The organism is Erythrobacter tepidarius (assembly GCF_002155695.1).
Taxonomy (GTDB): Bacteria; Pseudomonadota; Alphaproteobacteria; order Sphingomonadales; family Sphingomonadaceae; genus Erythrobacter; species Erythrobacter tepidarius.
This window is the reverse complement of record NZ_MUYJ01000006.1, coordinates 1-26621: the sequence shown is the minus strand read 5'-3', so window position 1 is coordinate 26621 and position 26621 is coordinate 1. Positions and strand designations below refer to the sequence as shown.

Genomic DNA, 26621 nt, shown 5'->3' with positions numbered 1-26621 from the left:
GTGGCCCCCAAGACCCTCGCTCGCATCGGCGCAATCGCGTTCGTCGCCGTCGCGATCACCGCGACGGTGATCGAGCTGACCCGGAAGGAGGAGCGGCCGGAGGCAGCGATGCCGCGACCGGCACAGACGGGTGCGGCGGACCCGCTGCGAGAGGAGCTGTTCCGCTGCCAGAGCCTGGGCGAGGCCGGCCCGCGCGATCCCGCGTGCCTGCGCGCCTGGGCGGAGAGCCGCCGGCGCTTTCTCTCGCCGGGCACGGCACGCCCGCAAACCGGGTCCGGACTGCCGAGCTCGATCGGTGAGATCCGCAGCCGCGGCGCTGCGCCAGGCGGCGAGTAGCATCATGGGCGGCACGGGCGTCATCGACCATTTCCTCGAGGTCTTCACCCGCTACATCGACAGCGGGTTTGGCCTCCTCGGCGGCGAGGTTGCTTTCGTTGCGACCACGCTGATCGTCATCGACGTGACGCTCGCAGCTCTGTTCTGGAGCTGGGGCGCCGATGACGACATCCTCGCCCGCCTCATCAAGAAGACGCTGTTCGTCGGCGTGTTCGCCTATCTCATCGGCAACTGGAACAACCTCGCGCGGATCGTCTTCGAGTCCTTCGCCGGCCTCGGACTGAAGGCGAGCGGAACCGGCTTCACGACGGCCGATCTTCTTCGCCCGGGCCGCGTCGCGCAGACCGGCCTCGACGCCGGCCGTCCGCTGCTCGACTCGATCTCGGGCCTCATGGGCTACTGGTCGTTCTTCGAGAACTTCATCCAGATCGCCTGCCTCTTCCTCGCGTGGGCGCTTGTGCTGCTGGCGTTCTTCATCCTCGCAGTCCAGCTCTTCGTCACCCTGATCGAATTCAAGTTGTCGACGCTGGCCGGCTTCGTCCTCATCCCATTCGGGCTGTTCGGGCAGAGCGCGTTCATGGCCGAGCGCGTGCTCGGCAACGTCATCAGCTCTGGCATCAAGGTGTTGGTGCTCGCCGTCATCATCGGCATCGGCTCGACGCTGTTTTCCGAGTTCACCGCCGGCTTCGGCGGCGCCAACCCGACGATCGATCAGGCCATGGCGATCGTGCTGGCGGCGCTGTCGCTTCTCGGCCTCGGGATCTTCGGGCCCGGCATCGCCAACGGCCTCGTCAGCGGCGGTCCCCAGCTCAGCGCCGGCGCGGCCGTGGGCACTGGGCTTGCGGCCGGCGGTGCGGTGATCGCTGCGGGTGCGGCTGGCGGACTCGCCGTACGCGGCGGCGCGGCCGCGATCTCGGGCACAGCTGCCGCAGCGCGCGGAGGCGCGACCCTCGCCGGCGGCGCAGCGACGGCCTACAGCCTGGGGGCTGCCGGACAATCCGGTGCGGCCGGCGTTGCCTCCGGCCTCGGTGGCGTCGCGCGCGCGGCGGGCGGCGCGGCCGTCTCGCCGCTTCGCCGCGCGGTCTCTCACGCGGCCGACAGCATGCGCTCCAGCTACGCCCGAGGCGCCCAGTCCGCTTTCGAAGCGACCGGCGGCGCCTCGACGATGGGCACGATCGGCGGCGGCGCGGTCGACGCGTCAGGAGCTTCCACGTCTGACGGTCCGCCCGACTGGGCCCGCCGCATGAATCGCTCCCAGCAGCTCCATCACGGCGTCATGGCCGCCGCGCACGCGATCCGCAGCGGCGACAGCCATGGCGGCGGCGCCTCCATCAGCCTTTCCCAGCGAGACCAATGATGTTCAAGCGACCGTCCACACACTACGGAAAAGCTCCTGCACCCGAGACGCCCTATCAGCGCGCCGCGCAGGTCTGGGACGAGCGCATCGGCTCGGCGCGCGTGCAGGCGAGGAACTGGCGCCTCATGGCGTTCGGCTGCCTGTTCCTGTCCGCCGGGTTCGCCGCAGCTCTCGTCTGGCAGTCGGCGCGCGGCACCGTCGTGCCCTGGGTGGTGCAGGTCGACAATCTCGGCCAGGCCCAGGCGGTCGCGCCCGCGGTTGCCGACTATCGCCCGACCGATCCCCAAGTCGCGTTCCACCTCGCGCGCTTCATCGAACAGGTCCGCTCCATCCCGGCTGATCCGATCATCGTCCGGCAGAACTGGCTTCGCGCCTACGACTTCACGACCGATCGCGGCGCCGCCGCCTTGAACGACTACGCGCGCGCGAACGACCCGTTCACCAAGGTCGGCAAGCAGCAGGTCGCGCTCGACGTATCGAGCGTCATCCGGGCTTCGCCCGACAGCTTCCGCGTGGCCTGGACCGAGCGGCACTACGAGAATGGTCAGCTCGCATCGACCGAGCGATGGACCGCCATCCTCACCATCGTCGTGCAGCCGCCGCGTGACGCCGAGCGGCTCCGCGCCAATCCGCTCGGCATCTACGTCAATGCGATCAACTGGTCGCGGGAGCTGGGGCAATGAACCGAACGAATGTCCGCGCCGCAAATGCGGCTTTCCGTAAATCCGCAATCCCGGCCGCGCTTCTGTCAGTGACGTTGCTCAGCGCATGCGCCAGCCAGAGGCCGCCGCAGATCAACTATGATTCCGACGTTCCGCCTCTGCCGCCCGTTCCGGCCGTGCTCACCGACGACCGGCCACGGCCGCTGCACATCCCGCCTGCCTGGACACCCAGCCATGGCGGATCGGTCGCCAACTCCCCAACGGCGCGCGTGGCGAATGCCAATGCCGCCGCCCGCGTCGAGCCGCGCCGCGAGGGCTATTACAATGCCATCCAGATTTATCCGTGGTCGGAGGGCGCGCTCTACCAAGTTTACACCTCGCCGGGGCAGATCACCGACATCGCGCTCGAGCCCGGCGAAAGCCTGACCGGCGCCGGCCCGATCGCCGCCGGCGACACCGCGCGCTGGATCATCGGCGACACCGAGAGCGGATCGGGGGTCACGCGTCGTGTCCACGTACTGGTGAAGCCGACGCGGCCTGACATCACGACCAACCTGCTTATCACCACGGACCGCCGCACCTACATGATCGAGCTGCGCGCCGGTGCCAATCCGTACATGCCGGCGGTGGCCTGGGCTTACCCGCAGCCGCCCGCTTCGCAGCGTCAGGCCATGCCGGCGATGCCGATCATTCCCGCCGCTGCGGCACGCAACTATCGCTATGCCCTGAGCGGCGACAATCCGCCCTGGCGGCCGACAGCTGTCTACGACGACGGACGTCGGGTCTATGTCGAGTTCCCACGCGGCATCGTCCAGGGCGAGATGCCGCCGCTCTTCGTCATCGGCTCGGAAGGCGAGCTCCAGATCGCCAATAGCCGCATCTACCAGAACATCCTGATCGTCGATCGCCTCTTCGGCGCCGCCGAGCTTCGCCTTGGCAGCGGTGACCGTCAGCAAACGGTCAGGATCTCGCGCAGCGACGGGAGGCCGTCCTCATGAGCGACACCGACAATCGCCATTTCGGAACGGAGGGAGCGAGCGATACCGCGGCCTCCATGCGGCTGCGCGGCGATCCGCCCCGCGTCACCCGCCTGTCGCGCAAGGCGCTGGCAGGGATCGGCCTCATTGCATCGATCGGCCTCGGCGGCGCCCTCATCTACGCGCTGCAAACCCGCGATGGCGGCCCCCGCAGCGAGGAACTCTATTCTACGACCAATCGGCCCACGGCCGATGGACTCGCCGGGCTGCCGCGCGACTATACCGGCCCGCGCCTTGGACCGCCGCTGCCGGGTGACCTGGGCCGACCCATCCTCAACGCCCAGGATCGTGGACAGCCGGTCATGCCGCCATCCATCCAGCCGACCGCGGATGCGGCGGAGCAGCGCCGACTCGCCGAAGAGGAAGCGGCACGCACGAGCCGAGTCTTCTTCCAGACACAGGCACGGACGGTCGCGGCTTCGACGTCGCCTAGCGGCGCCGCCACCACCGCGAACCTGACCGGCCTCGGGCTTCTCGGCCAATTCAACACGCCGACGGCGCAAGAGCGCGCCCAGGAGCGGCAGCTCGCCTTCCTCAATGCTGCCGCCGATCGCCGCACCGTCGCCCCGGATCGCGTGATGCCGCCGGCCTCACCCTACGTCCTGCAGGCCGGCGCGGTGATCCCGGCTGCGCTGATCACCGGCATTCGCTCTGACCTGCCCGGGCAAATCACGGCGCAGGTCACGGAAAACATCTACGACAGTCCGACCGGCCGGATTCTCCTCGTGCCGCAGGGCACCCGCATCATCGGCCAGTACGACAACGCCGTGCAGTTCGGCCAGCGCCGCGTGCTGCTGGTGTGGAACCGGCTGATCTTCCCCAACGGTCGCTCGATCGTCCTGGAGCGCCAGCCAGGGGCGGATGCGGCGGGCTATGCGGGCCTCGAGGATGGCGTCGACTATCACTGGTGGGACCTCGCCAAGGCTGCCGGTCTTTCCACGCTGCTGAGCATCGGAGCCGAACTCGCCGTCGACGACGACGACCGCTTCCTGCGCGCCATCCGCAACGGCGGCCAGGACACGATCAACGATGCCGGTCAGGAAGTTATCCGTCGTCAGCTTAACGTGGCGCCGACGCTCACCATCCGGCCCGGCTTCCCGGTCCGCGTGATCGTCACGCGCGACCTCGTTCTCGAACCCTATGGAGCATGAGCAATGGCAAAGCTGAAGCTCGGCGCGCTGGAGGACGACAAGCCAGTCAAACTAACGGTGGAACTGCCGGCAGCGATCCACCGCGAATTGCTCGCCTATGCGGAAGTGCTTGCGCAGGAGACCGGCAGGCCCGTCTCCGATCCCGTGAAGCTCATCCCGCCGATGATCGCGAGGTTCATGGCGACCGATCGCGTGTTCGTGAAAATTCGCCGCGACCGCCGTTTCCGCTCGCAATCGACGGGCAACGCTCCTCCAAGAGCCGTATGAAGTTGCCAAGCGCGGGATTATTGTTCTCATCCCGCCAGTAGGCTCGGTAAACAATCCTGGTCGATTCATTGCCGTCGCGCGCCTCACGATAGACAACCCCGGCGTTGGTTGCTCCTGTGCAGGCCTCGCACATCAGGCTCACGCCATGACCGGCACCAACGAGGCTTTTGATGTTCTCCAGCGTCACGTCGTGACGTATGATATCGAGAGAGGCTCCAGGCGAATTCAACTTCGCAACCAGAATATCGCGAATCTCCGGGCCGGGATCGCGCTCGCTCAACAGGATGCGAGCACGCTTCAGATCCGTCCAGTCAATGACCTCCTTCGCGGCAAGAGGATGATCCTCGCGCAGCGCGACAACAATGCGCTCGCTCCATAGCACCATCGAATGGGCGAAATCCGATGCCGGCTCTCCGGTGACGATAGCGATGTCGATCGTGCCGTTGTGAATACCGTCGAGCAGGCGCGCTCGCGACCCCTCTACGGTGCTGAAGTCCACCCGCGGATAGCGCCGACAAAACTCGATGAGGCTTGCCTTGAGATTGCCTGCCGAGAGCGACGTATAGAAGCCTATCGTCAGGCATCCAGCCTCACCGCGGCCCACGGCCTTCGTGCATTCAATGACGAGCTGCAACTCATCAAGTATACGTCGAATCCCTCTGACGAAATCGCGTCCCGCCCGTGTGGGCCGGACGCCGCCATTAGTCCGCTCGAATAGCGCGACCCCGAGCTCTTCTTCGAGATGCCGCACCCGACGGCTGAGATTGGACTGCTTGAGGGAAAGCGCGTCAGCGGCCTGGCGGAAGCTGCCACAGCGCTCCGCCGTTTCGGCACAGCGTAGGTGTCTAAGCTCGATTGACACCGGCGGCGTTCATCTTGTTGCGCCGACGCAGCCAAAATCGAAGAACGGACAACGCTCCGAATATTTTCGAGTGCAAAAATGTCGCCCGTCTTCAATGCTCTCTGCGCGGCAGTGATCGGTACGCACTCTTCGAGATATAACCTCGTCGCCGCTGCGCTCCATTCAGGTGACATCTCGCATGCGTTTCGCCGCTTTCACCATGTTTACAAGTGCAGGTCTGACCTCATCCCACATTCGGGTCTTCAGGCCGCAATCCGGATTGACCCAGAGCTGCCCGTCCGCGATGCGCTCTCGCGCAAGAGTAAGCAGGTGTGTCATCTCGACGGTTTCCGGCACGCGCGGCGAGTGGATATCGTAAACGCCAGGTCCAATCTCGTTCGGATACTTGAAAGTCCGGAAGGCATCGAGCAGCTCCATTTTCGAGCGCGAAGTCTCGATCGAGATGACGTCTGCATCCATCGCGGCGATGGCGTTGATGATGTCGTTGAACTCCGAATAGCACATGTGAGTGTGGATCTGCGTCTCGTCCGAAACGCCAGAAGAGGCCAGCCGAAAGCTATCGACCGCCCAGTCGAGATAGCCCTTCCAGTCGGCCTTTCGGAGCGGCAGACCCTCGCGCAACGCAGCTTCGTCGATCTGGATAATCCTTGCCCCGGCCGCCTCGAGGTCCTGGACCTCGTCACGGATCGCAAGCGCGATCTGCCGGCAGACGGCGCTACGTGGAATATCATCGCGCACGAACGACCAGTTGAGGATCGTGACCGGCCCGGTGAGCATGCCCTTCATGGGCTTGTTCGTGAGGGACTGGGCGTAGCGCCACCATTCCACCGTCATCGGCTGCGGCCGCGACACATCGCCGAAAAGGATGGGCGGCCGGACATAGCGCGAGCCGTAGCTCTGCACCCAGCCGTGTTTTGTGAAGGCGAAACCAGCGAGCTGCTCCCCGAAATACTGCACCATGTCGTTGCGCTCGAATTCGCCATGGACCAGCACGTCGAGGCCGATCTCCTCCTGCCAGTGCACAGCCGCCTCGATCTCCTTGCGCAGAAAGGCCTCGTAATCAGCGTCAGTGATTGCGCCCTTTGCATGTGCCGCGCGGGCTTTGCGAACGCCTTCGGTTTGCGGAAAGGAGCCGATCGTCGTCGTCGGGAACGGCGGCAGGTTCAACGCTGCACGCTGCAGGTGGACGCGCTCAGTGAAGGGGGTTGCTCGTCTGGCCATTTCCGGCGTGACCGAGGCGATACGGGCCGCGACGGCCGCGTCATGCACCTTCTCCGACGCCTCGCGTCGGCCGGCCGCAACGGCAGAGTCGGTGAGTTGCTGCATCACGGCCTCTTGGCCCTCGACCAGCGCCTTCCCCAGGACGGCGAGCTCACCCATCTTCTGAACAGAGAAGGCAAGCCACTCCTTCAGGTCGCGATCGAGGCCTGTTTCCAGTTCGAGGTCGATCGGAACGTGCAGCAGCGAGCAGGATGGTGCGATCTCGACATGGTCGGAGCCGCGTCTGCCCACGACCGGCTCCAGGCGCTCGAGAATGGCGGGCAGGTTGGCACGCCAGACGTTGCGTCCGTCGATAACACCGAGCGACAGCACGAGCTCTTGGGGCGCTCTCGCGAGCACAGTGTCGAGCTGCTCCGGAGCGCGCACGAGGTCAAGGTGGAGACCAGCGATCGGCAGGCCAAGTGCCAGATCGAGATTGTCACCGAGCCCACCGAAATAGGTCGTCAGCATGATCTTCAGTTTCGGCAGCGCGTGCGCGAAGAGGCTATAGGTTTGGCGGAATGCGTCGCGCGTCGCTTCATCGACGTCGAGTACGAGGCAAGGTTCGTCGATCTGTACCCAATCGGCGCCGTTCGCCACCAAACGTCGAAGCACCTCAACATAGACTGGAAGCAGTTTGCCGATGAGCGATACGGGGTCGAGCGTTGGATCCTTGCTCTTGCCGAGCTTCAGATAGGTAACTGGACCGAGCAGGACGGGACGTGTCTCGTAGCCGAGCGCCTTTGCCTCGCGATACTCATCCACTGGCTTGTTCGAAGCCAGCGTGAATTGCTGCCCTTTCGTGAACTCCGGCACCATGTAGTGGTAGTTGGTGTCGAACCACTTGGTCATTTCGAGTGCCGGAACGCCGCGAGGCTCGCCGTGACCGCCGTGGGAGCACGCCCCGTCATGGTCATTGCCCTGGCTGCCGCGCGCCATCGCAAAATAGGTGTCGAGCGGAACGGGGCCGCCCGTCCAGCCGTAGATTTCGGGAATGGCGCCAACCATGACGCTCGTATCGAGCACATGGTCGTAGAGCGAGAAGTCATTCGACGGGATGTTGGTCACACCGAGCGCCTTCTGGCGCGCCCAGTGCGCGGCGCGCAATCCGGCAGCGGCGTCTAAGAGCGCAGCGGCATCGGACTTGCCGGACCAGTAGGATTCGAGTGCGAATTTGAGCTCACGGCGCGGACCTATCCGCGGCACGCCGAGAGTGCTTACAGGAAGTGAAAGTAGAGACATCGGCTCAACCCCATGATGTTGGGGGCAAAGGCCGAGCGGACGCGCGTGCGTACTCCGGCGAGAATGCCGGTAAGACGTGCGGCCACCGGGACACCCCGCCCGAGGACGTATCATTCTGTCGCGGCAGGTCTCCTGGCTTGCGGGTCACGGCCTTCATCCTGCCTTCCCGAAGCCCGAGGGCTTCAGTGGCGCAATTGGGATGAGGGCTCGCCGCTTACAGTTGCGGGGACAGCTCCGGCATTGCCTTTATTTGGCGCACCGGATTCCCTCTTAGCTCTGGCCAAAGACAGGCGCAGAGAACCACGACGGCACAATAATGACGACTACCAACCCGTTGTCAAGTGGAATATAAAGATATCTTTATATGGTGCTATCGCTTGGCAGTCAGGCAACGGCCGGAAGTACGGTGGCGACGATGGAAGCGTCGAGTCGCTCGTAGTCAGCCAGTCTGATCAGGTCGTACAGTTCTGCGCGGGTCTGCATCTCATTGACCATGGCCTTCGTCGCGCCGTCGCGCTTCAGGGTCGCGTAGAGTTTCTCTTGCGCCTTGTTGGCTACGCGAAGCGAGGATACCGGCCAGATTACCATCCGATAGCCCATCTCCTCGAACTCTTGCTCCGTGAAGAAAGGCGTTCTGCCGAACTCGGTCATATTAGCGAGCAACGGCACGCCCGGCATGCGGCGCGCGAACTCGCGGAACATCTCCGCGTCGGTGAGCGCCTCGGGAAAAATTGCATCGGCGCCCGCTTCGACATAGAGCTTCGCGCGGGCTACCGCGCCGTCGATTCCCTCGCTCGTGGCCGCGTCGGTGCGGGCGATGAGATAGAGTGTGCGGCGCGCCTTTGCAGCGGCGGCCACCTTGGCCGCCATGTCACGGGCGTCGGCGAGCTTCTTGTCGTTGAGATGGCCGCATTTCTTCGGTAGGAGTTGGTCTTCGATATGGACGGCGCCAGCCCCAGCCTCCTCGAAGGTGCGCACCATGTGCATCACATTGAGGGCTTCTCCATAGCCGGTGTCGCCATCGACCAGTACCGGCAGGCCGCTCGCTCGCGCCACCTGGCGGATGAAGAAAGCCACCTCGTCCACGGTGATGATGCCAAGGTCAGGCAGGCCCATGGAAGCCGTCATGGCGGCCCCGGAGAGATAGAGTGCTTCAAAGCCTGCCGCCGTGGCCTGGAGCGCGGCCATGCCGTTATGAGCGCCGGGAATGGGAAGAATGCCGTCTCTTTCCACCAGAGCCCGGAAGCGGGCGCCGGCAGGTTCGGTGGGAAATTCGGATGCAACAAGATATGGCATATCGGTGTCCTTTATGCCGCACGCACGGAAGAGCTGGCCCGGTCACGTGCCTCAATGGGCACGAACGGTTGGTGCTCTGGGCCGACATAGTTCGCGGAGGGGCGGATGATCTTGTTGTCTTGCCGCTGCTCGATGACGTGCGCGCTCCACCCGGCGGTGCGGGCGATAACGAAGAGCGGCGTAAACATCGCGGTGGGCACACCCATCATGTGGTATGAAACAGCGCTGAACCAGTCGAGATTAGCGAACATCTTCTTGGTGTCGCCCATCACCCGCTCGATCCGTTCGGCGATCTCGAACATCCGCATCGAACCTGCTTCGATAGAAAGCCGGCGGGCCACCTCCTTGATGACGATGTTGCGCGGGTCCGACACCGTGTAGACGGGATGGCCGAAGCCGATCACGACCTCTTTGGCAGCCACGCGGCGGCGGATGTCCTCTTCCGCTTCCGCCGGATCGACATAGCGCCTCTGTATATCAAAGGCGACTTCGTTGGCCCCGCCATGCTTCGGCCCGCGCAGTGCGCCGATGGCGCCCGTAATGGCGGAATAAAGGTCGGCGCCCGTGCCTGCGATGGTACGTGCGGTAAAGGTGGAGGCGTTGAATTCGTGCTCCGCATAGAGGATCAGTGAAGTGTGCATCGCCCGCACACGGCTATCGCTGGGCACACGGCCGTGCAGCAGGTGGAGGAAATGCCCGCCGATAGTCATGTCGTCTGTTTCAACCTCGACACGCCGGCCGTTCTGGGTGAAGTGATACCAGTAGAGCAGGATGGAGCCGAGCGAGGCGAGCAGCCGGTCGGCGATGTCGCGTGCGCCGGCATGGTTGTGGTCTGCCGCTTCCGGTAGGACGCAGCCCAGCGCCGAGACGCCCGAACGCAAAACGTCCATCGGGTGGGTGGCGGCTGGAAGCAGTTCCAGCGTGCGCTTCACCGCCTGCGGCAGGCCGCGGAGCGATTTCAGCTTCGCCTTATAGGCGGCCAGCTCGGCCACTGTCGGCAGCGTGCCATGGACGAGCAGATGGGCGATTTCCTCGAACTCACAGGTCTCCGCAACATCGAGAATGTCATAGCCGCGATAGTGCAGATCGTTGCCGGTCCGGCCGACGGTGCAGAGCCCGGTGTTGCCGGCGACGACGCCGGACAGGGCGACGGATTTCTTGGGCTTGGGTGCGGTCATCTCATCCTCCTCAACCGCGCTTCCAGTCGAAAATGCCGGGGGCAGCTGCCGGACCGAGCTTGTCGGCGTCGACAGTGAAGTTCAGTCCGGCAAGCTCCTGCGGCTTCAGGTCCAGCAGGCGCTCGACGGTGGCGATGAAGCGATCCTGCTCGCTCGCCGCAACGATGCCTTCGCAGAGCGTGCGGAATTTCTTCACGTAGTCGGGCCGCGTGAACGGTCGCGCGCCGAGCGGATGCGCGTCGGCCACGGCCAGCTCGTCCTCGATCACAGTCCCGTCCATAAGTGTGACGACGACCCGGCCGCCGAACGCCTTTTCCTTCGGATCATGGCTGTGGTAGCGGCGCGTCCACTCCGGGTCCTCGATGGTGGAGATCTTGTGCCACAAGGCCACCGTTTCAGGCCGGTTGGCGCGCTCCGACGCATAGGAGCGCTCGTGGTGCCAGCCGCCGTCTTCCAGTGCCACGGCGAAGATGTACATGATCGAATGGTCGAGCGTTTCGCGGCTCGCCTTCGGGTCCATCTTCTGCGGATCTTTCGCGCCGGTGCCGATCACGTAGTGGGTGTGATGGCTGGTGTGGATGACGATGTCCTTCACCCTGGTGAGGTCGCCAATCTTCGGCCCCAGCCGCCGGGCGAGATCGATGAGCGCCTGACTCTGGTATTCGGCCGAGTGCTCCTTGGTGTAGGTTTCGAGAATGGCACGCTTGGGCTCGCCCCTTTCGGGCAGCGGCACGATGTATTCCGCCTGGGAGCCGCCCAGCAGCCAGGCGATGAAGCCGTCTTCGCCCTCCCATGCCGGTGACGGCGCGCCTTCGCCACGCATGGCCCGATCCACCGCCTCCACCGCCATCTTGCCGGCAAACGCGGGGGCGTAGGCTTTCCAGCTCGAAATCTCGCCCTTGCGCGACTGGCGTGTCGTGGTGGTTACATGTAGCGCCTGCTGCACCGCCTGATAGATGATTTCCGTGGAGAGCCCGAGCGCTGTGCCGATGCCTGCTGCTGCCGATGGACCGAGATGGGCAATTTGATCGATCTTGTGCTCGTGCAGGCAAATGCCCTTCACGAGATTTACCTGGATCTCGTAGCCGGTCGCCAGTCCCTTGGCGAGCGCGGTGCCCGATAGGCCGCAATGCTGGGCGACCGCAAGGATTGGCGGAATGTTGTCGCCGGGATGAGAGTAATCCGCGGCGAGGAAGGTGTCGTGAAAGTCGAGTTCGCGCACGGCGACGCCATTCGCCCATGCGGCCCATTCAGGCGAGACGCGGGCGGCGGCAGGAAGCCCGAACACCGTCGCGCCCGGCACGAAAGGATGCGCCTGCGCTTGCGCACGCGCGCTCGCCACCGGACGGCGCGCCAGCGACGCGGCTGCGACGGCGGCATTGTCGATGATGCGGTTGCCGATCATCTCGACGACATCGGCGTCGAGCGCCACGTCGTCTGCCGCGACGGACGCGATCTTCCAGGCAAGCTCGTCCTCGCGTGCGAGTTTCTCGGCGGATTTGTATGTACGGACTTTATGCGGCTTCACGAAACGGCATCCTCGGCTGGCGATTGATCTTCATGGGGTGGAATGGGTATCGGCACGCCATCGGAATCGACAGCGACCATCACGAAGCGGCCGCTGATCGAAGGCGCGCCAGACGGCCCAGCAGGACTATCAGCAACGACTTCGACAATGACGGTCATCGATGACCGTCCCTGAAAGACGATGCTCGCACGGATATCGATGATCGCGCCGATCCTGATCGGCTTGGTGAACTCGATGCTGTCGACCTTAGCCATCACGACGGCGCACCGCGCATGGTGCGTAGCGCAGACAAAAGCGGCCTTGCCCATGATCTGCAGCGCATTCGCGCCGTAGAGCGTGCCGTAGTGATTGGCCTGTTCCGGAAGAACGACTTCCAGAAAGCGCGCTTCGGCCTGATCCGTTTTGATCGCCTGCATGTTCAAGCGTCGTTGCTCCAATGGGCTTTTCAACTCCGCACTATCCGCATAGGATCGGAGGCGTAAACCACTGAGAATGCGGAGCTTTGCGAAGGGTATCCTGTGAATCTGCAAAGTTTGCGAAGGCGCTGGCAGCGAGGCCGCCCATGAAGAAGGTGTTCATGGGCGTGCGGTTGAAGAGGCTTCGGGAGGAGCGCAGGCTGACCCAACAGGCGCTGGCCGACGCGCTCGGCATCTCGCTCTCCTACCTCAACCAGATCGAAAACAATCAGCGGCCGCTGACCGTGCCAGTGCTCCTGAAGCTCAACGCCGCGTTCGGCATGAACGTGCAGCTCTTCTCCGAACACGACGATGCGCGGCTGATCGGCGAGTTGCGCGAGGCGCTGTCCGATCCGGCGCTCGGTGAACCGATCGCCTCAACCGACCTGCGGGAACTGGCCAGCAACATGCCGGCTCTCGCACGCGCCTTCATTTCCCAGAGTCGGCGACTGAAGCAGGCGAGCGAGCAAGCGGCCGCCTATGCGGCACGGCTCGGCGACGACAGGCAGGGAGAACTGACAGCGCTTCCGTCAACGCCGTTCGAGGAGGTACGCGACTTCTTCTATGCCAACCGCAACTATGTCGATGCGCTCGACCGCGCAGCGGAAATCGTCGCTCAAGAACTGGGCATGCCGCTCGGCCGGATGGCGTCAGCACTCGCCGGCAGGCTGGAGGCCAAACACGGACTTCGGCTGGCCGATCTCAGCCAAGACGCAGGCTCCGGGACGCAGCGGAAATATGATCCCGAAACACGCACCCTCTGGTTGTCACGCAGGCTGCGGCCGGGACAGCAGGCGTTCCAGATCGCGACGCAACTCGCCTTCCTCGAGCAGCGTGGGCTGATGGATGAATTGGTCGCAGGCGGATCATTCTCCAACGAGGAGGCCCGATCTCTTGCACGTATCGGCCTCGCCAACTATTTCGCAGGCGCGCTCGTCCTGCCCTACGCACCGTTCCTGCGGCTTGCCGAGCGTCTCCGCTACGACATCGAGCTGCTCGGGCAGCGCTTCGGCGTGGGCTTTGAGACGACCTGCCATCGCCTCAGCACGCTGCAGCGGCCGGGCGCGCATGGCGTTCCCTTCTTCTTCATCCGCGTAGATCGTGCCGGCAATATCTCCAAGCGCCAGTCGGCTACGGATTTCCACTTCTCACGCTTCGGCGGCACCTGTCCATTGTGGAACGTATATGAGGCCTTTGCCCAGCCTGATCACATCCTGACACAAGTGGCCAGCATGCCGGACGGGCGAACCTATTTGTGGATTGCCCGATCTGTCTCACGCGGACAGGGTGGCTATCGCGCACCCCGGAAGACCTTCGCGGTTGCGCTTGGCTGTGACATTCGCCATGCGTCGCGGCTTGTCTACGCGGACGGACTTGATCTCGGCAATCCGGCGGCGGCAACGCCGATTGGCGCAGGCTGCAAAATCTGCGAACGCCGAGCCTGCCCGCAGCGTGCGTTTCCTCCGATCGGCCAGCCGTTGTATGTCGACCAGAATCGCAGCGCCTTTGCCCCTTATACGACCGACATGTAACTGTTTCCGAAAATAGCGCACGGCTACGCATGTGCTATGGATTGACATTACCGGCGCGCAGGATACTACATATAGCGGTCACGGTCTCTCGAATCAGATGATCGAGAGCCAAGAGGGAATCCGGTGCGCCAGATAAAGGCAATGCCGGAGCTGTCCCCGCAACTGTAGGCGGCGAGCCTTCATCCCAATTGCGCCACTGAAGCCCTCGGGCTTCGGGAAGGCAGGATGCAGGTAGTGACCCGCAAGCCAGGAGACCTGCCGTGACAGCATGAAACGTCCTCGGGCGGGGTGTCCCGGTGGTCGCTGTCGTCTTGCCGGCCCCTCCAGCCGGACTACGCACGCGTCCGCTCGGCCTTTGCCCCAAAACACAAGGGGTCTCAAGCCGATGTCCTTAATCGCCAAAGCCGCATCGCGGATCGAACCAGATGAACCGCCGACCGCGAAGCGACCGCCGCGGCCGGCGACCGAACCAGCCTATCAGGTGATCCGTCGCAATGGCACCGTCACGCCATTCGACGCCTCGAAGATTGCCGTCGCGCTCACCAAGGCATTTCTCGCCGTTGAGGGAAACAGCGCCGCCGCCTCGCGCCGTGTCCACGATATCGTGGCGAAGCTTACCGAACAGATCGTCGCCGGCCTGACCAGGCGAGCGGATGCCGGAAGGACTTTCCACATCGAAGACATCCAGGATCAGGTCGAGCTCGCGCTGATGCGCGGCGAACACCACAAGGTCGCGCGCGCCTACGTGCTCTACCGTGAGGAGCGTGCCCGCGAGCGTGCCGCTGAAAATGTGGCGGTGGCCGGACCAGTTGCGCCGTTATTGCATATCAAGGCCGAGGACGGCTCGCTTATGGCGCTGGACGAGGCACGGCTGGCCTGCCTCCTCGAGGAGGCCTGCGACGGGCTCGAAGCAGTTTCGGCCGAGCCGATCCTGACCGAGACCCGGCGTAATCTCTATGATGGCATCACGCAGGATGAGTTGTCGCTCGCCCTGATCATGGCGGCGCGCACGCTCGTAGAACAGGAGCCAAACTACGCCTTCGTCTCGTCCCGCCTGCTGCTCGACCGGCTGCGGCGCGAGGCGCTGACCTTCGTGTCAGGTCGCCCGGAACAGGCGACGCAGGCAGAAATGTCGACGCGCTATGCGCGCTATTTCCCGGATTTCATCAGGACCGGCATTGAGGCGGAACTGATCGATCCCGAACTCGGACGTTTCGACCTCAAGCGCCTCGGCGAGGCGCTGACGCCGGAACGCGACCTCAATTTTCAGTATCTCGGCTTGCAGACACTTTATGATCGTTACTTCCTTCATACGCAGGGCAAGCGGTTCGAACTGCCACAGGCCTTCTTCATGCGGGTGGCAATGGGCTTGGCACTGCGCGAGATCGACCGCGAGGGTCGTGCAATCGAGTTCTATAATCTCCTCTCCTCGTTCGATTTCATGGCCTCGACGCCGACGCTGTTCAACTCGGGAACGACGCGGCCGCAGCTTTCGTCCTGCTTTCTCACGACGATCGGCGACGACCTTGACGCCATCTTCAAGGGTATCCGGGACAATGCCCTGCTCGCCAAATACTCCGGCGGATTGGGCAACGACTGGACGCCGGTGCGCGGCCTTGGCGCGCATATCAAGGGCACCAACGGCGAAAGCCAGGGCGTCGTCCCATTTCTGAAGGTCGCCAACGATACCGCCATCGCCGTCAATCAGGGTGGCAAGCGCAAGGGCGCGGTCTGCGCCTATCTCGAGACATGGCACGTCGACATCGAAGAGTTCCTTGACCTGCGCAAGAACACGGGCGACGACCGCCGCCGCACCCACGACATGAACACCGCCAACTGGGTGCCGGACCTGTTCATGGAACGCGTCGAGGCTGACGCCGAATGGACGCTGTTTTCCCCTGACGAGACACCGGACCTGCACGATCTCTATGGGCCGGCGTTCCGCGACGCCTATGAGGCCTATGAGGCGGCCGCGGCGCGAGGCGAGATCAAGGTGTTCCGCAAGGTTCGGGCGGTCGATCTCTGGCGGAAGATGCTCACCATGCTGTTCGAGACGGGCCATCCGTGGATCACGTTCAAGGAACCATGCAACATCCGGTCGCCGCAGCAACACAGGGGCGTGGTGCATTCGTCGAACCTCTGCACTGAGATTACCCTCAATACCTCGCGGGACGAGGTGGCTGTCTGCAACCTGGGCTCGGTCAACCTCGTCAATCACATTCGCGATGGCGGGCTCGACATGGAGCAGCTCGGGCGGACGGTGAAGACCGCCATGCGCATGCTCGACAATGTCGTTGACATCAATTTCTACACCATTCCCGAGGCTCGGGCCTCGAACCTGCGCCACCGGCCGGTGGGCCTCGGCCTCATGGGCTTCCAGGACGCGCTGCAGAAGCTGCGCATCCCCTACGCCTCGGATGCCGCCGTGGAGTTCGCCGACCGCTCGACGGAGGCGATCAGCTACTTCGCCATCTCGGCTTCGGTCGATCTTGCAGCGGAGCGGGGGCGCTATTCGAGTTTTGAGGGTTCGCTCTGGTCGAAGGGCATTCTGCCGATCGACTCGATCCGCCTGCTCAAGGCCGCGCGCCCCGGTGTGGAGATGGACGAGTCCTCGACCCTCGACTGGGATGCCTTGCGCGAACGGGTGAAGACCGTCGGCATGCGCAACTCCAACACGATGGCGATCGCGCCGACGGCGACGATCTCCAACATCTGCGGCGTGTCGCAGTCGATCGAGCCCGCCTACCAGAACCTGTTCGTCAAGTCGAACATGTCGGGCGACTTCACCGTGGTGAATGCTCAGCTTGTCCGCGATCTCAAGGAGCGCGACTTGTGGGACGAGGTGATGGTCTCCGATCTCAAGTATTTCGACGGATCCGTGGGCGAGATCGGCCGTATCCCGGATGATCTCAGGGCGCTCTACGCCACCGCCTTCGAGATCGACCCCAAATGGCTGATCGAGGCTGCCTCGCGCCGGCAGAAGTGGATCGACCAGGCGCAGTCGCTCAACCTCTACATTGCCAATCCGAGCGGCAAGAAACTCGACGAGCTCTACCGCCTGGCGTGGCACAAGGGCTTGAAGACGACCTATTACCTGCGCTCGCGTTCGGCGACCCATGTCGAGAAATCGACGCTGAAGGGCACCGACGGCAAGCTTAACGCCGTCTCCGCGACGGTCGTTGCGGCGCCTGTCACAGGACCGGTCGTGATCGCCACGAACACCGCTTGGGGCAAGGCCTGCGCCATCGACGATCCCGAATGTGAAGCCTGCCAGTGAACATCCGGGAAGAAAGAAAGGAGAAAATCATGCTCGACTGGTCTGAGTCGAAAACCAATCCCTCAACCGCGGTCTCTTCCGAGCCCGATGCGGTTCCTGTCGCCGATGCGACAGGCCTTGGCGAGATCGAGCGCGGCGCGGCACGCGTGTCGGTTGATGACAAGCGTATGATCAATTGCCGCGCCGACGTGAACCAGCTCTTGCCGCTCAAATATCGCTGGGCGTGGGAAAAGTACCTCTCCGGCTGCAACAATCATTGGATGCCGACTGAAGTCTCCATGCAGGCCGATATCGCGCTTTGGAAGTCGCGCGATGGGCTCACCGAAGATGAGCGGCGAATGATCAAGCGCAATCTCGGCTTCTTCGCCGCTTCCGAGAGTCTCGTCGCCAACAACATCGTGCTGGCGATCTACCGGCACCTCACCAATCCGGAATGCCGGCAATACCTCTTGCGGCAGGCTTTCGAAGAGGCGGTGCATACCCATACCTTCCAGTACATCGTGGAAAGCCTTGGTCTCGACGAGGGTGAGTTGTTCAATATGTACCGGGAGGTGCCGTCGATCACCGACAAGGCGGCCTGGGCATTGAACTACACGCGCAACCTCGACGATCCGACCTTCCGGACCGGGACGCCGGAGGCCGATCAGGCCTTTTTGCGTGATCTGGTGGCCTTCTACGTCGTGTTCGAAGGGATGTGGTTCTACACGGGCTTCGCGCAGATCCTCTCGCTCGGGCGGCGCAACAAGATGGTCGGCATCGCCGAGCAGTACCAGTACATCCTGCGCGACGAGTCCATCCATCTGAACTTCGGCATCGATGTCATTAACCAGATCAAGCTAGAGAACGCGCATCTGTGGACGAAGACCTTCCAGGACGAGGTGCGGGGTATGCTGAAAGACGCCGCCGAACTGGAGGCCGCCTATGGCCGCGATACCATGCCGCGCGGCTTCCTCGGCCTCAACGCGTCGCTGTGCGAGCAGTACATGCACTTCATCGCCAATCGGCGTTGCGCGCAGCTCGGCCTTAATCCGGTTTTCGGCGAGGTCGAGAACCCATTTCCCTGGATGAGCGAGGCGATGGACCTCAAGAAAGAGAAGAACTTCTTCGAGACCCGCGTCATCGAGTACCAGAATGGTGGAGCGCTGGCATGGGATTGACGCGGACCTGGAGGAAGGCGCGCCGCGGTGGTGGCTCGGCGTCCCTGCGCCACTCGCGCACCCGCGCCGGAGCCGCTAACATGCGGGCCACAAACATGATGAGAAAGGACGGTCCAATGTCGGCCGAAACCATGCGTCCCGTTGTCGCGCAGCCGTCGCTCGGGGCGGTCGTCTGGGTCGCTGTCGGCTCCGGCTCCGCATCGTCTCGCCTGAGGCCGTCATCGCCGCCGCGCCCGACATCATCCTCGCCTCATGCTGCCGCAAGAAGGTGCGGCCGGAAAGGATCGCGCAGCGGCCCGGATGGGGCGCGATCCCGGCCGTGCGCGACGGGCGCATCGTCGAGATCGAGTCGCCATTGATCCTCCAGCTTGGTCCCGCAGCCCTGACCGACGGGCTTGACGCGATCGTCGCGGCTATTCGCGCGCCGGGTCGGTGGCGTTGCTGATCGCAATCCCCTGTCGCCTTTGCACTTGGGCGATGTCGCTTTCATGCTCTCGGTTCAGATCCATCCGTGCTCCAATGAACAGCGTTCAAGGTGCCCTTCGGCGAATCAACCGAAGGGATAATTGGGAAGCCGGTTTGATGCCGGCGCTGCCCCCGCAACGGTAGCGGAGCGAGAGATCCCGACGGGAGACCACTGGGCGAAAGGCCCGGGAAGGTGTCGGGAAGGTCCGGAAGGACGGCTCCGGAGCCCGGAAACCAGCCTCGAACCTGTTGAAACCGACTGATCGCGGTGGGCGGTCAGGAGGCGGAGCGCCGCAGGTCGCCGGCTGGCGCCTGCTGCCGCGAATCCTCCATCACCACCAGTTCAGTCCTTGTGCGACGAGCGAGGACGGACATGGACGTGCGCAGTGAGATGCTGAGGCTGATCCGCAGCAGGCGCGAGGGCTTCAGCTTGGAGCAGCCCTTCTACATCGACCCGGACTTCTACCGGCTCGACCTGGAGCTGATCTGGTATCGGGACTGGCTGTTCGTCGGCCACGACTGCGAGGTGGCCAGGCCGGGCAGCTTCCTCACCGTGCAGGTCGGCGACTATCCGGTGGTGGTGGTACGCGGCCGCGACGGGCTGATCCGCGCCTTCCACAACTCGTGCCGCCACCGCGGCAGCCGCGTCTGCACGGCCGATCGCGGCACCTCGGCGCCGCTGGTGTGCCCCTACCACCAGTGGACTTACGACCTCGATGGCAGTCTCGTCTTCGCGCGACAGATGGCCGAGGATTTCCGCAAGGAGGACTTCGGGCTGAAGCCGGTCGCCTGTGAGAGCGTGGCGGGCTACGTCTTCATCTGCCTGTCGCCGCAGCCGGCGGACATCGCGCCGTTCAGGGCGATGATGGAGCCCTATTTCGCGCCGCACCGGCTCGCCGAGGCCAAGGTCGCCCACGAGGCCACCATCGTCGAGAAGGGCAACTGGAAGCTCGTCTGGGAGAACAACCGCGAATGCTATCATTGCGCGGGCAACCATCCCGAGCTGTGCAAGACCTTCCCGGAGGCGCCGACCATAACCGGCGTGAACGGCGCCGAGAGTGATCCGGAGATGCTGGCGCACTGGGCGCGCTGCGAGGCGGCCGGGCTGCCGTCGCGCTTCCGTATCGACGAGGCGGGCCAGTACCGCGCCACGCGCGCGCCGCTGCTGCGCGACGCGGTGAGCTACACCATGACGGGCAGGCCGGCGGTGCGGCGCAGGCTTTCCGACGCGGCCTCGGCGGACCGCATCGGCACGCTGATGCTCTACCACTATCCGACGACGTGGAACCACGTGCTGGGCGACCATGCGGTCACCTTCCGGGTGCTGCCGCTGAGCGCCACCGAGACGGCGGTGACGACCAAGTGGCTGGTCCACAAGGACGCGGTCGAGGGCGTTGACTACGACCTGGGCGAGCTGATCCACGTCTGGGCCGAGACCAATGACGAGGACCGCCGCATCGTCGAGGAGAACGCGTTCGGCATCCGCTCGCCCGCCTATGAGCCCGGCCCCTATTCGCAGATCCACGAAGGCGGCGTGGTCCAGTTCGTGGAGTGGTATGCGCGCTTCATCGAGCTGCGGCTGGCCGAGGACGGGTCGCCGCGTCTGCGCAGCGTCGCCTGAGGCCGGGAGAGGGCGATGAACGCCATGACCGATCCCGGCCTCTACCGCCATCTCGACGAGATGGCCCCGTGGAACGACCGGCTGCAGGTGCTTGAGGTGATCGGCGTCGCCGACGAGGCGCCGGACGTTAAGACCTTCACCTTCCGCTCCGACGTGCAGACCTGGTTCCGCTACAAGCCGGGCCAGTTCGTCACGCTGGAGCTGCCGGCGGCGGATGGGCCGCTGATGCGCACCTACACGCTGTCGTCCTCGCCGTCGCGGCCGTTCTCGATCGCGGTCACGGCCAAGGCGCAGGCCGGCAGCGTCGGCACGCGCTGGATGTTCGACAACCTGAAGCCTGGCGACCGCGTCAAAGCCTGCGGCCCGGCCGGCGATTTCACCCACCACAACCACCCGGCGGCCAAGTACCTGTTCGTCTCGGCCGGCTCCGGCGTCACGCCGATGATGTCGATGCTGCGCTGGCTCTTCGACTGCGCGCCGTGGACCGACGTCGCCTTCGTAAACTGCGCCCGCCGCCCGGAGGAGATCATCTTCCGCAAGGAGCTGGAGCTTCTCGGCACCCGTATGCCCGGCCTGTCGCTGGGGTTCCTGGTCGAGGAGCGGTCCAGCCGCGAAAGCTGGTTCGGCCATATCGGCCGCATCGACGCGGTGCGCCTGCCGATGCTGTCGCCGGATTTCCGCGAGCGCGAGGTGTTCTGCTGCGGGCCGGAGCCGTTCATGCGGGCGGTGCGCGGCATGCTGGAGGCCGCCGGCTTCGACATGGCGCATTACCACGAGGAAAGCTTCGGCCGGCCCGCGGTGATGCCGCTGCCGGCGCCGTTTTCCGATGCGCCGCCCGCCGAAGCGCCGGTGCAGGAAACAGTGGCGATCCGGTTTTCAACCTCCGATGTCGAGGCCGGATGCCTTGCCGGCCAGACGGTGTTGCAGGCGGCGCGGGCGGCCGGCGTGCGCATTCCGGCGGCCTGCGAGTTCGGCCTGTGCGGCACCTGCAAGGTGAAGAAGTCGGCGGGCGAGGTCGAGATGAGCCACAATGGCGGCATCCTCGACGAGGAGATCGCGGAGGGCTACATCCTGGCGTGCTGCTCGAAACCGCTCTCCGCACTGGAGATAGAAGCATGACGGCGCCCCGGCAAAAGGACATCGTCACGAAGCGGCGCGCCGTCAGTCGGGAAACCATGGCACGGATATCCCCGCTGCCGCCCCCTGAAGAAGTGTTCATCGACTGGCTTCTGTCGGTGCCCGCGGAAGATTGTCTGGAGGCAGCCGCGCGCTATCAGATCGAGATCATCGACAGCTCCGCGGTCGTCCTGCATCCCCATGTCCGTCAGTTGCGCACCCTGCTCGTTGCAGTGGCGGGCGACGGCGGCTGGCGCAAACCAATCGCCAATCTCTGAGGAGGAATTTCTTATGAGCCCACAGCAAGCGTCGGTGTCCAAGCGCGGTCTGCTCGAGCGGCTCGATGCCGGCCCGGTCATCTGCGCCGAAGGCTACCTCTTCGAGTTGGAACGGCGCGGCTACCTCCAGGCAGGGCCGTTCGTCCCGGAAGTCGTGATCGAGCATCCTGAAGCGGTGACGCGGCTGCACGAGGATTTCGTCCATGCCGGCTCCGACGTCGTCGAGGCTTTCACCTACTATGCCCATCGCGAGAAGCTGCGGGTGATCGGCCGCGAGGACATATTGGAGACGATCAACCGTCAGGCCCTGCGCATCGCAAAAGACGTCGCCGACCGCAACGGCTGCCTGATGGCAGGAAACATCTGCAACACCAACGCCTACGAGGCGGACGACCCGAAGACGCACAATGCTGTCCGGGGCATGTTCGAGGAGCAGATCGGCTGGGCGGTCGAGGAAGGCGCGGACTTCCTGATCGCAGAGACGATCGACTGGTATGGTGAGGCGGCGATCGCGCTCGACGTCATGAAGGCGACGGACCTGCCGACGGTCGTGACGCTCTCCGTCCATCGCGACGAAAACATGTTCGACGGCGTCGATGTGGTCGACGCCTGCAAGCGACTGGAGGCGGCCGGCGCGGATGTGGTGGGCCTGAACTGCCAGCGCGGTCCCAGGACCCTGATGCCGGTCGTCAGAAAGGTCCGGCAGGCGGTATCGTGCCATGTCGCCTCGCTGCCGGTGCCTTATCGCACGACCGATGCCGAGCCGACCTTCCAGTCACTCACCGACCGGGCCTGTTCCTGCATTCCGGGAGATCGCCCGTTCCCGACCGCGCTCGATCCCTTCACCTGCAATCGCTACGAATGCGCAGAATACGCGCGCGAAGCCTACGACATGGGCGTGCGCTATATCGGGCTCTGCTGTGGCGCCGCGCCCCACCACATCCGCGCCGTAGCCGAAGCGCTCGGCCGCACCGTGCCGGGCAGCCGCTATTCGCCCGACATGTCGAAGCACGCCTTCTTCGGCACCGACGCCGTGATCCCGGAAAAATACAAGGAGCGCCGGATCGAGATCTGACCCGCGACATCCCGGCCAGACAGGACGCCACCATGAGCATCGCTGGTCGCCGCGCACCGGCCCGGCCATGGCCCGGCGCGGCCGTTCTACATGGACCCGACGATCTTCGAGCGCGACATGGAGCGCGTGTTCCGGCGGCACTGGCATTGCCTCGCCCATGCCTGCATCCCTGGTGCGGGCGACTTCGAGCTGTTCAGGCTCGGCAACGAGCAGGTGATCCTGACGCGATCAGCTGACGGCAACGTCCGTGCGCTGCTCAATGTTTGCCGTCATTGCCGCGCGACAAACAGGATGAGATCCTATGTCGCGGCATCGCCGAGATTATCATGTTGATTGCCGCTGGCAACGTCGTCGCGTGGCTGTGATTCTCGCGCTATAGCAGCCCGAACGCGACTGCGTCTCCAACGATCCACGCTCGTCGCCTATCTGCTGCAAATCGCCATGCTCGGCTGAACCGCCCCGGGATTGCCGGAGGCCCAACTCCTGAGAGGACGGGTCTTCTATGAGCAATACGACGAACAAGTTTTCACCCGAGGTTCGGGAGCGTGCGGTACGGATGGTGCTCGATCATGAGGACGAGCATTCGTCGCGCTGGGCGACGGTGCGGTCGATCGCAGCCAAGATCGGATGCTCGGCCTATACGCTGCTGGAGTGGGTCAAGAAGGCCGAGGTGGACAGCGGCAAGCGCGCCGGGGTTCCGACCGAGCTGGCCGACCGGCTGAAGGCGCTGGAGCGCGAGAACCACGAACTGCGGCAGGCCAACGAGATCCTGCGCAAGGCGTCGGCATATTTTGCCCAGGCGGAGCTCGACCGCCCGTTCAAGCGATGACCAGCTTCATTGATGAGCATCGCGAGGAGTATGGGGTCGAGCCGATCTGCCGGGTTCTGCCGATCGCCCCATCCACCTACCATGAGCGGGCAGCGCAGCGGCGCGATCCTTTGCGGCGGTCGCCCCGTGCCCGGCGCGACGATGCATTGAAGGGCGAGGTCCGGCGCGTGTTCGCCGATAACTTCGGCGTCTATGGCGCGCGCAAGGTGTGGCGGCAGATGCAGCGCGAAGGCTTCGACATCGCCCGCTGCACGGTCGAGCGGCTGATGCGCGAGATGGGTTTACAGGGTGTGATCCGGGGCAAGCCGGTGAAGACCACGAAGAGCGACAAGGCAGCGCCGTGTCCGCTCGACCTGGTCGACCGGCAGTTCCACGCGCCGGCGCCGAACATGCTGTGGGTCTCGGACTTCACCTATGTCGCGACCTGGACGGGGTTCGTCTACGTCGCCTTCGTGATCGACGTCTACGCCCGCTACATCGTTGGCTGGCGGGTCAGCCGCACGGCCCATACCGGCTTCGTGCTCGATGCTCTCGAACAAGCAATCCACGAGCGGAGACCGGCCTACCGGGGCGGCCTCGTCCACCACTCCGACCGTGGCAGCCAGTACGTCTCGATCCGCTACACCGAGCGTCTTGCCGAAGCCGGGATCGAGCCTTCGGTCGGCAGCGTCGGCGACAGCTACGACAACGCCTTGGCCGAGGCGATCAACGGCCTCTACAAGGCCGAGGTGATCCACCGGCGAGGGCCGTGGCGCTCGTTCGAAGCCGTCGAATACGCCACTCTCGAATGGGTCGACTGGTTCAACAACAGGCGGCTGCTCGAGACAATCGGCAACATCCCGCCCGCCGAAGCCGAACAACGATATTACGCCATGCTGGACGACAGGCCCATGGCCGCATAACTCAAACCAAACGGCCTCCGGCAATCCCGGGGCGGTTCAGGCGGCTATCTCGCCCGCAACCATGATCCACCACCTGGTAACACGGTCCTCTGGCGCGGCTTGACCCGCTTGCACGACATCGCTTTCGGTATCTCTATCGGCGCAAGGCAACAATATGGGTAATTGAAAGTCTCACCGGACGGTTACTGTTCTCCAACTGCCCTGCTCAAGAAACGCCCAAGTGCCGCCTTTCGTGAGTCACGATCAAGTGCATACGCTGTGTGCTTGTACTCAATGCCATCGAGCAGGCCTTGGATGTAGCCCGCGATTGTGTCCGCGGCCATCACGAGCGCCGTGTCGAGAGTGTGGATGTACTTGCTCGTAACCGACCCCTTCGAGTGGCCCATCAAGGCTGCGATCGTAACTTCGGTGAATCCCAAGTCGTTCGCGATACTGGCGAAGCTATGACGCAACACGTGCGGCGTGACATCCGACAGCGGCGACTTCCTGAAGATCTGTTCCCAGTGGTTTGGGAAGCTGCCGAACGCATTGTCCTCGCCCTGCCCGGGAAAAACATAAGTGCCAACGGCCCACACACGCCGGCGATCGAGATACTCGACGACGGGCAAGCCGATGGCGCGAATCGATTTTCCTTCCTTGCTGTCATGCAGGCGCAGGCAGCTCGCCTCGCTGTCGACCTCTGACCATTTCAGTTGGATCATCTCGCTGCGCCGGCAACCCGTCAGGGCGATCTGTCGAATGATGTCCACGGTCGTGATATATTTCTCTTGCCTAGCCGCATCGCGCAGCATCTGACCGAGGATCTGATACTCCGCTTCAGACAAACGACGAGTTCGCACATTGTCTTTCGGCTTGCGGATGCCGTGCGCCGGGTTGCTGTCTATGATCCCGGCTTCGACGGCATAAGTGAGAATGCCGCCAAGCAAGCCGACCGTTCGGGTTGCGGTTCCAACTCCACCTCGCACTATGGCCTTGCCGCGGAGTTTTTTGGTTTTGACGGACACTCGGGTCTTTCCAGCCATGATGTCCTTCAGGACCTTGTTGATGTCAGCCTTCGTCAGATCCTTCACGCGACGCGTGCCGATCAGCGGGATGATGTGCCGGTGGATGCGGCCGACGTCGACGGTAATGGTGCTCGGCCTCTTTGAGCGTCCGCCTTTCCCGAGGATAAGACCAGCCTCGAGATCCGCTAGGTACAATGTGCAAAGTTCCTTGACTGTGAGCGCCTTGTGATCGAGGTACCGTTCCTCGGCGGGATTATCGCCCTGCGCGATCCGGCCGAATTGGATCTTCGCCTCCTGACGGGCCGTCTCCGGGGTCCAGATTCCGTGAAGGCCTATGGTGTAGCGACGCGAGCGACCACCTGCACGATATTGGATGACGTAGCTCCGCTTGCCCGAGCTGAAAACGCGCAGGCCGAACCCGGGCAACTCGTCATCCCAAATGACGTAGTCCTTCTCCCGGGCTTCGGCGGCGTCGACGATCCTCTTGGTGATCTTCGCCATCACCTTCTCTCAGATCGCTACGCCGACTTCTCGCGTAAGCACCACGTAAGCACTCGGGCCGAAATTGCGGCGCAGTGCCGGATACGAACGTGCTCCTCGATTTTTAGAAAATCCAGTCAGATCAGATAGATGGCGTACCATAGCGTGCCCTGGCGTGTTTTTCGGATGGGCAGCTTAAATTGCTCCGAAGGCAGAGGTCACAGGTTCGAATCCTGTCGGGTGCGCCAAAATTT

Annotated in this window: 23 protein-coding genes, 3 riboswitches and 1 other annotated feature; of the genes, 16 read left to right on the top strand and 7 right to left on the bottom strand. The window is 64.0% G+C overall.

All coding sequences use genetic code 11. The features are described from left to right. Genes trbK-alt through BZF61_RS06975 form a run of 6 tightly spaced genes read left to right on the top strand, consistent with a single transcriptional unit; the run spans position 1 to position 4810 of the window. Positions 1–336: a putative entry exclusion protein TrbK-alt gene (gene trbK-alt, locus BZF61_RS07000; protein ID WP_086618048.1), complete on the top strand. Its 336-nt coding sequence runs from the start codon at positions 1–3 to the stop codon at positions 334–336. Positions 337–340: 4 nt separating this feature from the next. Continuing rightward, positions 341–1693, top strand: a complete 1353-nt coding sequence (gene trbL, locus BZF61_RS06995; RefSeq protein WP_086618295.1) for a P-type conjugative transfer protein TrbL — start codon at positions 341–343, stop codon at positions 1691–1693. Further along, positions 1693–2376: a conjugal transfer protein TrbF gene (gene trbF, locus BZF61_RS06990; RefSeq protein ID WP_086618297.1), complete on the top strand. Its 684-nt coding sequence runs from the start codon at positions 1693–1695 to the stop codon at positions 2374–2376. Before trbL ends, trbF begins: the two co-directional genes overlap by 1 nt. Continuing rightward, positions 2373–3353: a P-type conjugative transfer protein TrbG gene (gene trbG / locus BZF61_RS06985; RefSeq protein WP_086618046.1), complete on the top strand. Its 981-nt coding sequence runs from the start codon at positions 2373–2375 to the stop codon at positions 3351–3353. Before trbF ends, trbG begins: the two co-directional genes overlap by 4 nt. A gap of 56 nt (positions 3354–3409) precedes the next feature. Further along, complete coding sequence (locus tag BZF61_RS06980) at positions 3410–4543, top strand: TraB/TrbI/VirB10 family type IV secretion system protein (protein WP_211276734.1); 1134 nt, start codon at positions 3410–3412, stop codon at positions 4541–4543. 3 nt (positions 4544–4546) lie between these two features. After that, positions 4547–4810 carry a DUF2274 domain-containing protein gene (locus BZF61_RS06975; protein ID WP_086618043.1) on the top strand — a complete coding sequence of 88 codons (264 nt, stop codon included), beginning with the start codon at positions 4547–4549 and terminating at the stop codon, positions 4808–4810. Here the strand turns inward: BZF61_RS06975 and BZF61_RS06970 are convergent. From BZF61_RS06970 to BZF61_RS06945, 6 genes are all read right to left on the bottom strand, one after another. After that, positions 4719–5672, bottom strand: a complete 954-nt coding sequence (locus BZF61_RS06970; protein WP_211276730.1) for a LysR family transcriptional regulator — start codon at positions 5670–5672, stop codon at positions 4719–4721. The genes BZF61_RS06975 and BZF61_RS06970 overlap by 92 nt on opposite strands. Before the next feature lie 162 nt (positions 5673–5834). Next, positions 5835–8174, bottom strand: coding sequence for a 5-methyltetrahydropteroyltriglutamate--homocysteine S-methyltransferase (gene metE / locus BZF61_RS06965; RefSeq protein WP_086618042.1), 2340 nt, complete (start codon positions 8172–8174; stop codon positions 5835–5837). Positions 8175–8279: 105 nt separating this feature from the next. Continuing rightward, positions 8280–8494, bottom strand: a riboswitch (cobalamin riboswitch). Between the two features lie 64 nt (positions 8495–8558). Continuing rightward, positions 8559–9470, bottom strand: a complete 912-nt coding sequence (prpB, locus tag BZF61_RS06960) for a methylisocitrate lyase (RefSeq protein WP_086618041.1) — start codon at positions 9468–9470, stop codon at positions 8559–8561. 11 nt (positions 9471–9481) lie between these two features. Beyond that, the gene (prpC, locus tag BZF61_RS06955; protein ID WP_086618039.1) at positions 9482–10648 is read right to left on the bottom strand and encodes a bifunctional 2-methylcitrate synthase/citrate synthase; all 1167 of its coding nucleotides are present in this window, start codon (positions 10646–10648) and stop codon (positions 9482–9484) included. Between the two features lie 10 nt (positions 10649–10658). Further along, a complete protein-coding gene (locus BZF61_RS06950) occupies positions 10659–12176 on the bottom strand; it encodes an MmgE/PrpD family protein (protein ID WP_086618038.1) in 1518 nt (505 codons plus the stop codon). Then, on the bottom strand, positions 12173–12592 hold the full coding sequence (locus BZF61_RS06945; protein ID WP_086618036.1) for an acyl-CoA thioesterase: 420 nt from the start codon (positions 12590–12592) through the stop codon (positions 12173–12175). Before BZF61_RS06945 ends, BZF61_RS06950 begins: the two co-directional genes overlap by 4 nt. 146 nt (positions 12593–12738) lie before the next feature. Between BZF61_RS06945 and BZF61_RS06940 the strand changes: the two genes are divergently transcribed. From BZF61_RS06940 to BZF61_RS06895, 10 genes are all read left to right on the top strand, one after another. Beyond that, entirely contained in the window at positions 12739–14163 is a 1425-nt protein-coding gene (locus BZF61_RS06940; RefSeq protein WP_086618035.1) for a short-chain fatty acyl-CoA regulator family protein, read from the top strand. A 64-nt stretch (positions 14164–14227) separates the two neighbouring features. Further along, a riboswitch (cobalamin riboswitch) is annotated at positions 14228–14440 on the top strand. Continuing rightward, positions 14432–17440, top strand: a complete 3009-nt coding sequence (locus BZF61_RS06935; RefSeq protein ID WP_211276729.1) for a ribonucleoside-diphosphate reductase subunit alpha — start codon at positions 14432–14434, stop codon at positions 17438–17440. It overlaps the preceding riboswitch by 9 nt. Positions 17441–17469: 29 nt before the next feature. After that, on the top strand, positions 17470–18597 hold the full coding sequence (locus BZF61_RS06930; protein WP_086618292.1) for a ribonucleotide-diphosphate reductase subunit beta: 1128 nt from the start codon (positions 17470–17472) through the stop codon (positions 18595–18597). 172 nt (positions 18598–18769) lie between these two features. Then, positions 18770–19042: an ABC transporter substrate-binding protein gene (locus tag BZF61_RS16105; protein WP_086618032.1), complete on the top strand. Its 273-nt coding sequence runs from the start codon at positions 18770–18772 to the stop codon at positions 19040–19042. 70 nt (positions 19043–19112) lie between these two features. Continuing rightward, positions 19113–19319, top strand: a riboswitch (cobalamin riboswitch). Between the two features lie 116 nt (positions 19320–19435). Next, entirely contained in the window at positions 19436–20683 is a 1248-nt protein-coding gene (locus BZF61_RS06920) for an aromatic ring-hydroxylating oxygenase subunit alpha (RefSeq protein WP_086618031.1), read from the top strand. A gap of 15 nt (positions 20684–20698) precedes the next feature. Continuing rightward, entirely contained in the window at positions 20699–21802 is a 1104-nt protein-coding gene (locus BZF61_RS06915; RefSeq protein ID WP_169711948.1) for an FAD-binding oxidoreductase, read from the top strand. After that, positions 21799–22077, top strand: a complete 279-nt coding sequence (locus BZF61_RS06910; protein WP_086618029.1) for a hypothetical protein — start codon at positions 21799–21801, stop codon at positions 22075–22077. Before BZF61_RS06915 ends, BZF61_RS06910 begins: the two co-directional genes overlap by 4 nt. 13 nt (positions 22078–22090) lie before the next feature. After that, on the top strand, positions 22091–23152 hold the full coding sequence (locus BZF61_RS06905; protein ID WP_086618028.1) for a homocysteine S-methyltransferase family protein: 1062 nt from the start codon (positions 22091–22093) through the stop codon (positions 23150–23152). A gap of 90 nt (positions 23153–23242) precedes the next feature. Further along, the gene (locus BZF61_RS06900; RefSeq protein WP_086618026.1) at positions 23243–23485 is read left to right on the top strand and encodes a Rieske 2Fe-2S domain-containing protein; all 243 of its coding nucleotides are present in this window, start codon (positions 23243–23245) and stop codon (positions 23483–23485) included. Positions 23486–23654: 169 nt separating this feature from the next. Next, a protein-coding gene (locus BZF61_RS06895; protein ID WP_143736950.1) for an IS3 family transposase occupies positions 23655–24883 on the top strand; the annotation gives its coding sequence in 2 pieces (ribosomal slippage) (positions 23655–23943 and positions 23943–24883; 1230 coding nt in all). After that, positions 23936–24052: a sequence feature (AL1L pseudoknot), on the top strand. It overlaps the preceding gene by 117 nt. Positions 24884–25065: 182 nt before the next feature. Here BZF61_RS06895 and BZF61_RS06890 read toward each other — a convergent pair. Beyond that, positions 25066–26388 carry a tyrosine-type recombinase/integrase gene (locus tag BZF61_RS06890; protein WP_086618025.1) on the bottom strand — a complete coding sequence of 441 codons (1323 nt, stop codon included), beginning with the start codon at positions 26386–26388 and terminating at the stop codon, positions 25066–25068. Between the last annotated feature and the right edge of the window lie 233 nt (positions 26389–26621).

Excerpts from the sequence above, each read along its gene's own strand:
- trbG (WP_086618046.1), top strand. The coding sequence starts at position 2,373 with ATGAACCGAACGAATGTCCGCGCCGCAAATGCGGCTTTCCGTAAATCC.
- prpB (WP_086618041.1), bottom strand. The coding sequence starts at position 9,470 with ATGCCATATCTTGTTGCATCCGAATTTCCCACCGAACCTGCCGGCGCC.
- BZF61_RS06980 (WP_211276734.1), top strand. The coding sequence starts at position 3,410 with ATGCGGCTGCGCGGCGATCCGCCCCGCGTCACCCGCCTGTCGCGCAAG.
- BZF61_RS06900 (WP_086618026.1), top strand. The coding sequence starts at position 23,243 with ATGGACCCGACGATCTTCGAGCGCGACATGGAGCGCGTGTTCCGGCGG.
- BZF61_RS06890 (WP_086618025.1), bottom strand. The coding sequence starts at position 26,388 with ATGGCGAAGATCACCAAGAGGATCGTCGACGCCGCCGAAGCCCGGGAG.
- BZF61_RS06945 (WP_086618036.1), bottom strand. The coding sequence starts at position 12,592 with ATGCAGGCGATCAAAACGGATCAGGCCGAAGCGCGCTTTCTGGAAGTC.
- trbF (WP_086618297.1), top strand. The coding sequence starts at position 1,693 with ATGTTCAAGCGACCGTCCACACACTACGGAAAAGCTCCTGCACCCGAG.
- BZF61_RS06905 (WP_086618028.1), top strand. The coding sequence starts at position 22,091 with ATGAGCCCACAGCAAGCGTCGGTGTCCAAGCGCGGTCTGCTCGAGCGG.
- BZF61_RS06940 (WP_086618035.1), top strand. The coding sequence starts at position 12,739 with ATGAAGAAGGTGTTCATGGGCGTGCGGTTGAAGAGGCTTCGGGAGGAG.
- BZF61_RS06935 (WP_211276729.1), top strand. The coding sequence starts at position 14,432 with ATGAAACGTCCTCGGGCGGGGTGTCCCGGTGGTCGCTGTCGTCTTGCC.
- trbL (WP_086618295.1), top strand. The coding sequence starts at position 341 with ATGGGCGGCACGGGCGTCATCGACCATTTCCTCGAGGTCTTCACCCGC.
- BZF61_RS06975 (WP_086618043.1), top strand. The coding sequence starts at position 4,547 with ATGGCAAAGCTGAAGCTCGGCGCGCTGGAGGACGACAAGCCAGTCAAA.
- BZF61_RS06930 (WP_086618292.1), top strand. The coding sequence starts at position 17,470 with ATGCTCGACTGGTCTGAGTCGAAAACCAATCCCTCAACCGCGGTCTCT.
- BZF61_RS06915 (WP_169711948.1), top strand. The coding sequence starts at position 20,699 with ATGAACGCCATGACCGATCCCGGCCTCTACCGCCATCTCGACGAGATG.
- BZF61_RS06920 (WP_086618031.1), top strand. The coding sequence starts at position 19,436 with ATGGACGTGCGCAGTGAGATGCTGAGGCTGATCCGCAGCAGGCGCGAG.
- prpC (WP_086618039.1), bottom strand. The coding sequence starts at position 10,648 with ATGACCGCACCCAAGCCCAAGAAATCCGTCGCCCTGTCCGGCGTCGTC.
- metE (WP_086618042.1), bottom strand. The coding sequence starts at position 8,174 with ATGTCTCTACTTTCACTTCCTGTAAGCACTCTCGGCGTGCCGCGGATA.
- BZF61_RS06910 (WP_086618029.1), top strand. The coding sequence starts at position 21,799 with ATGACGGCGCCCCGGCAAAAGGACATCGTCACGAAGCGGCGCGCCGTC.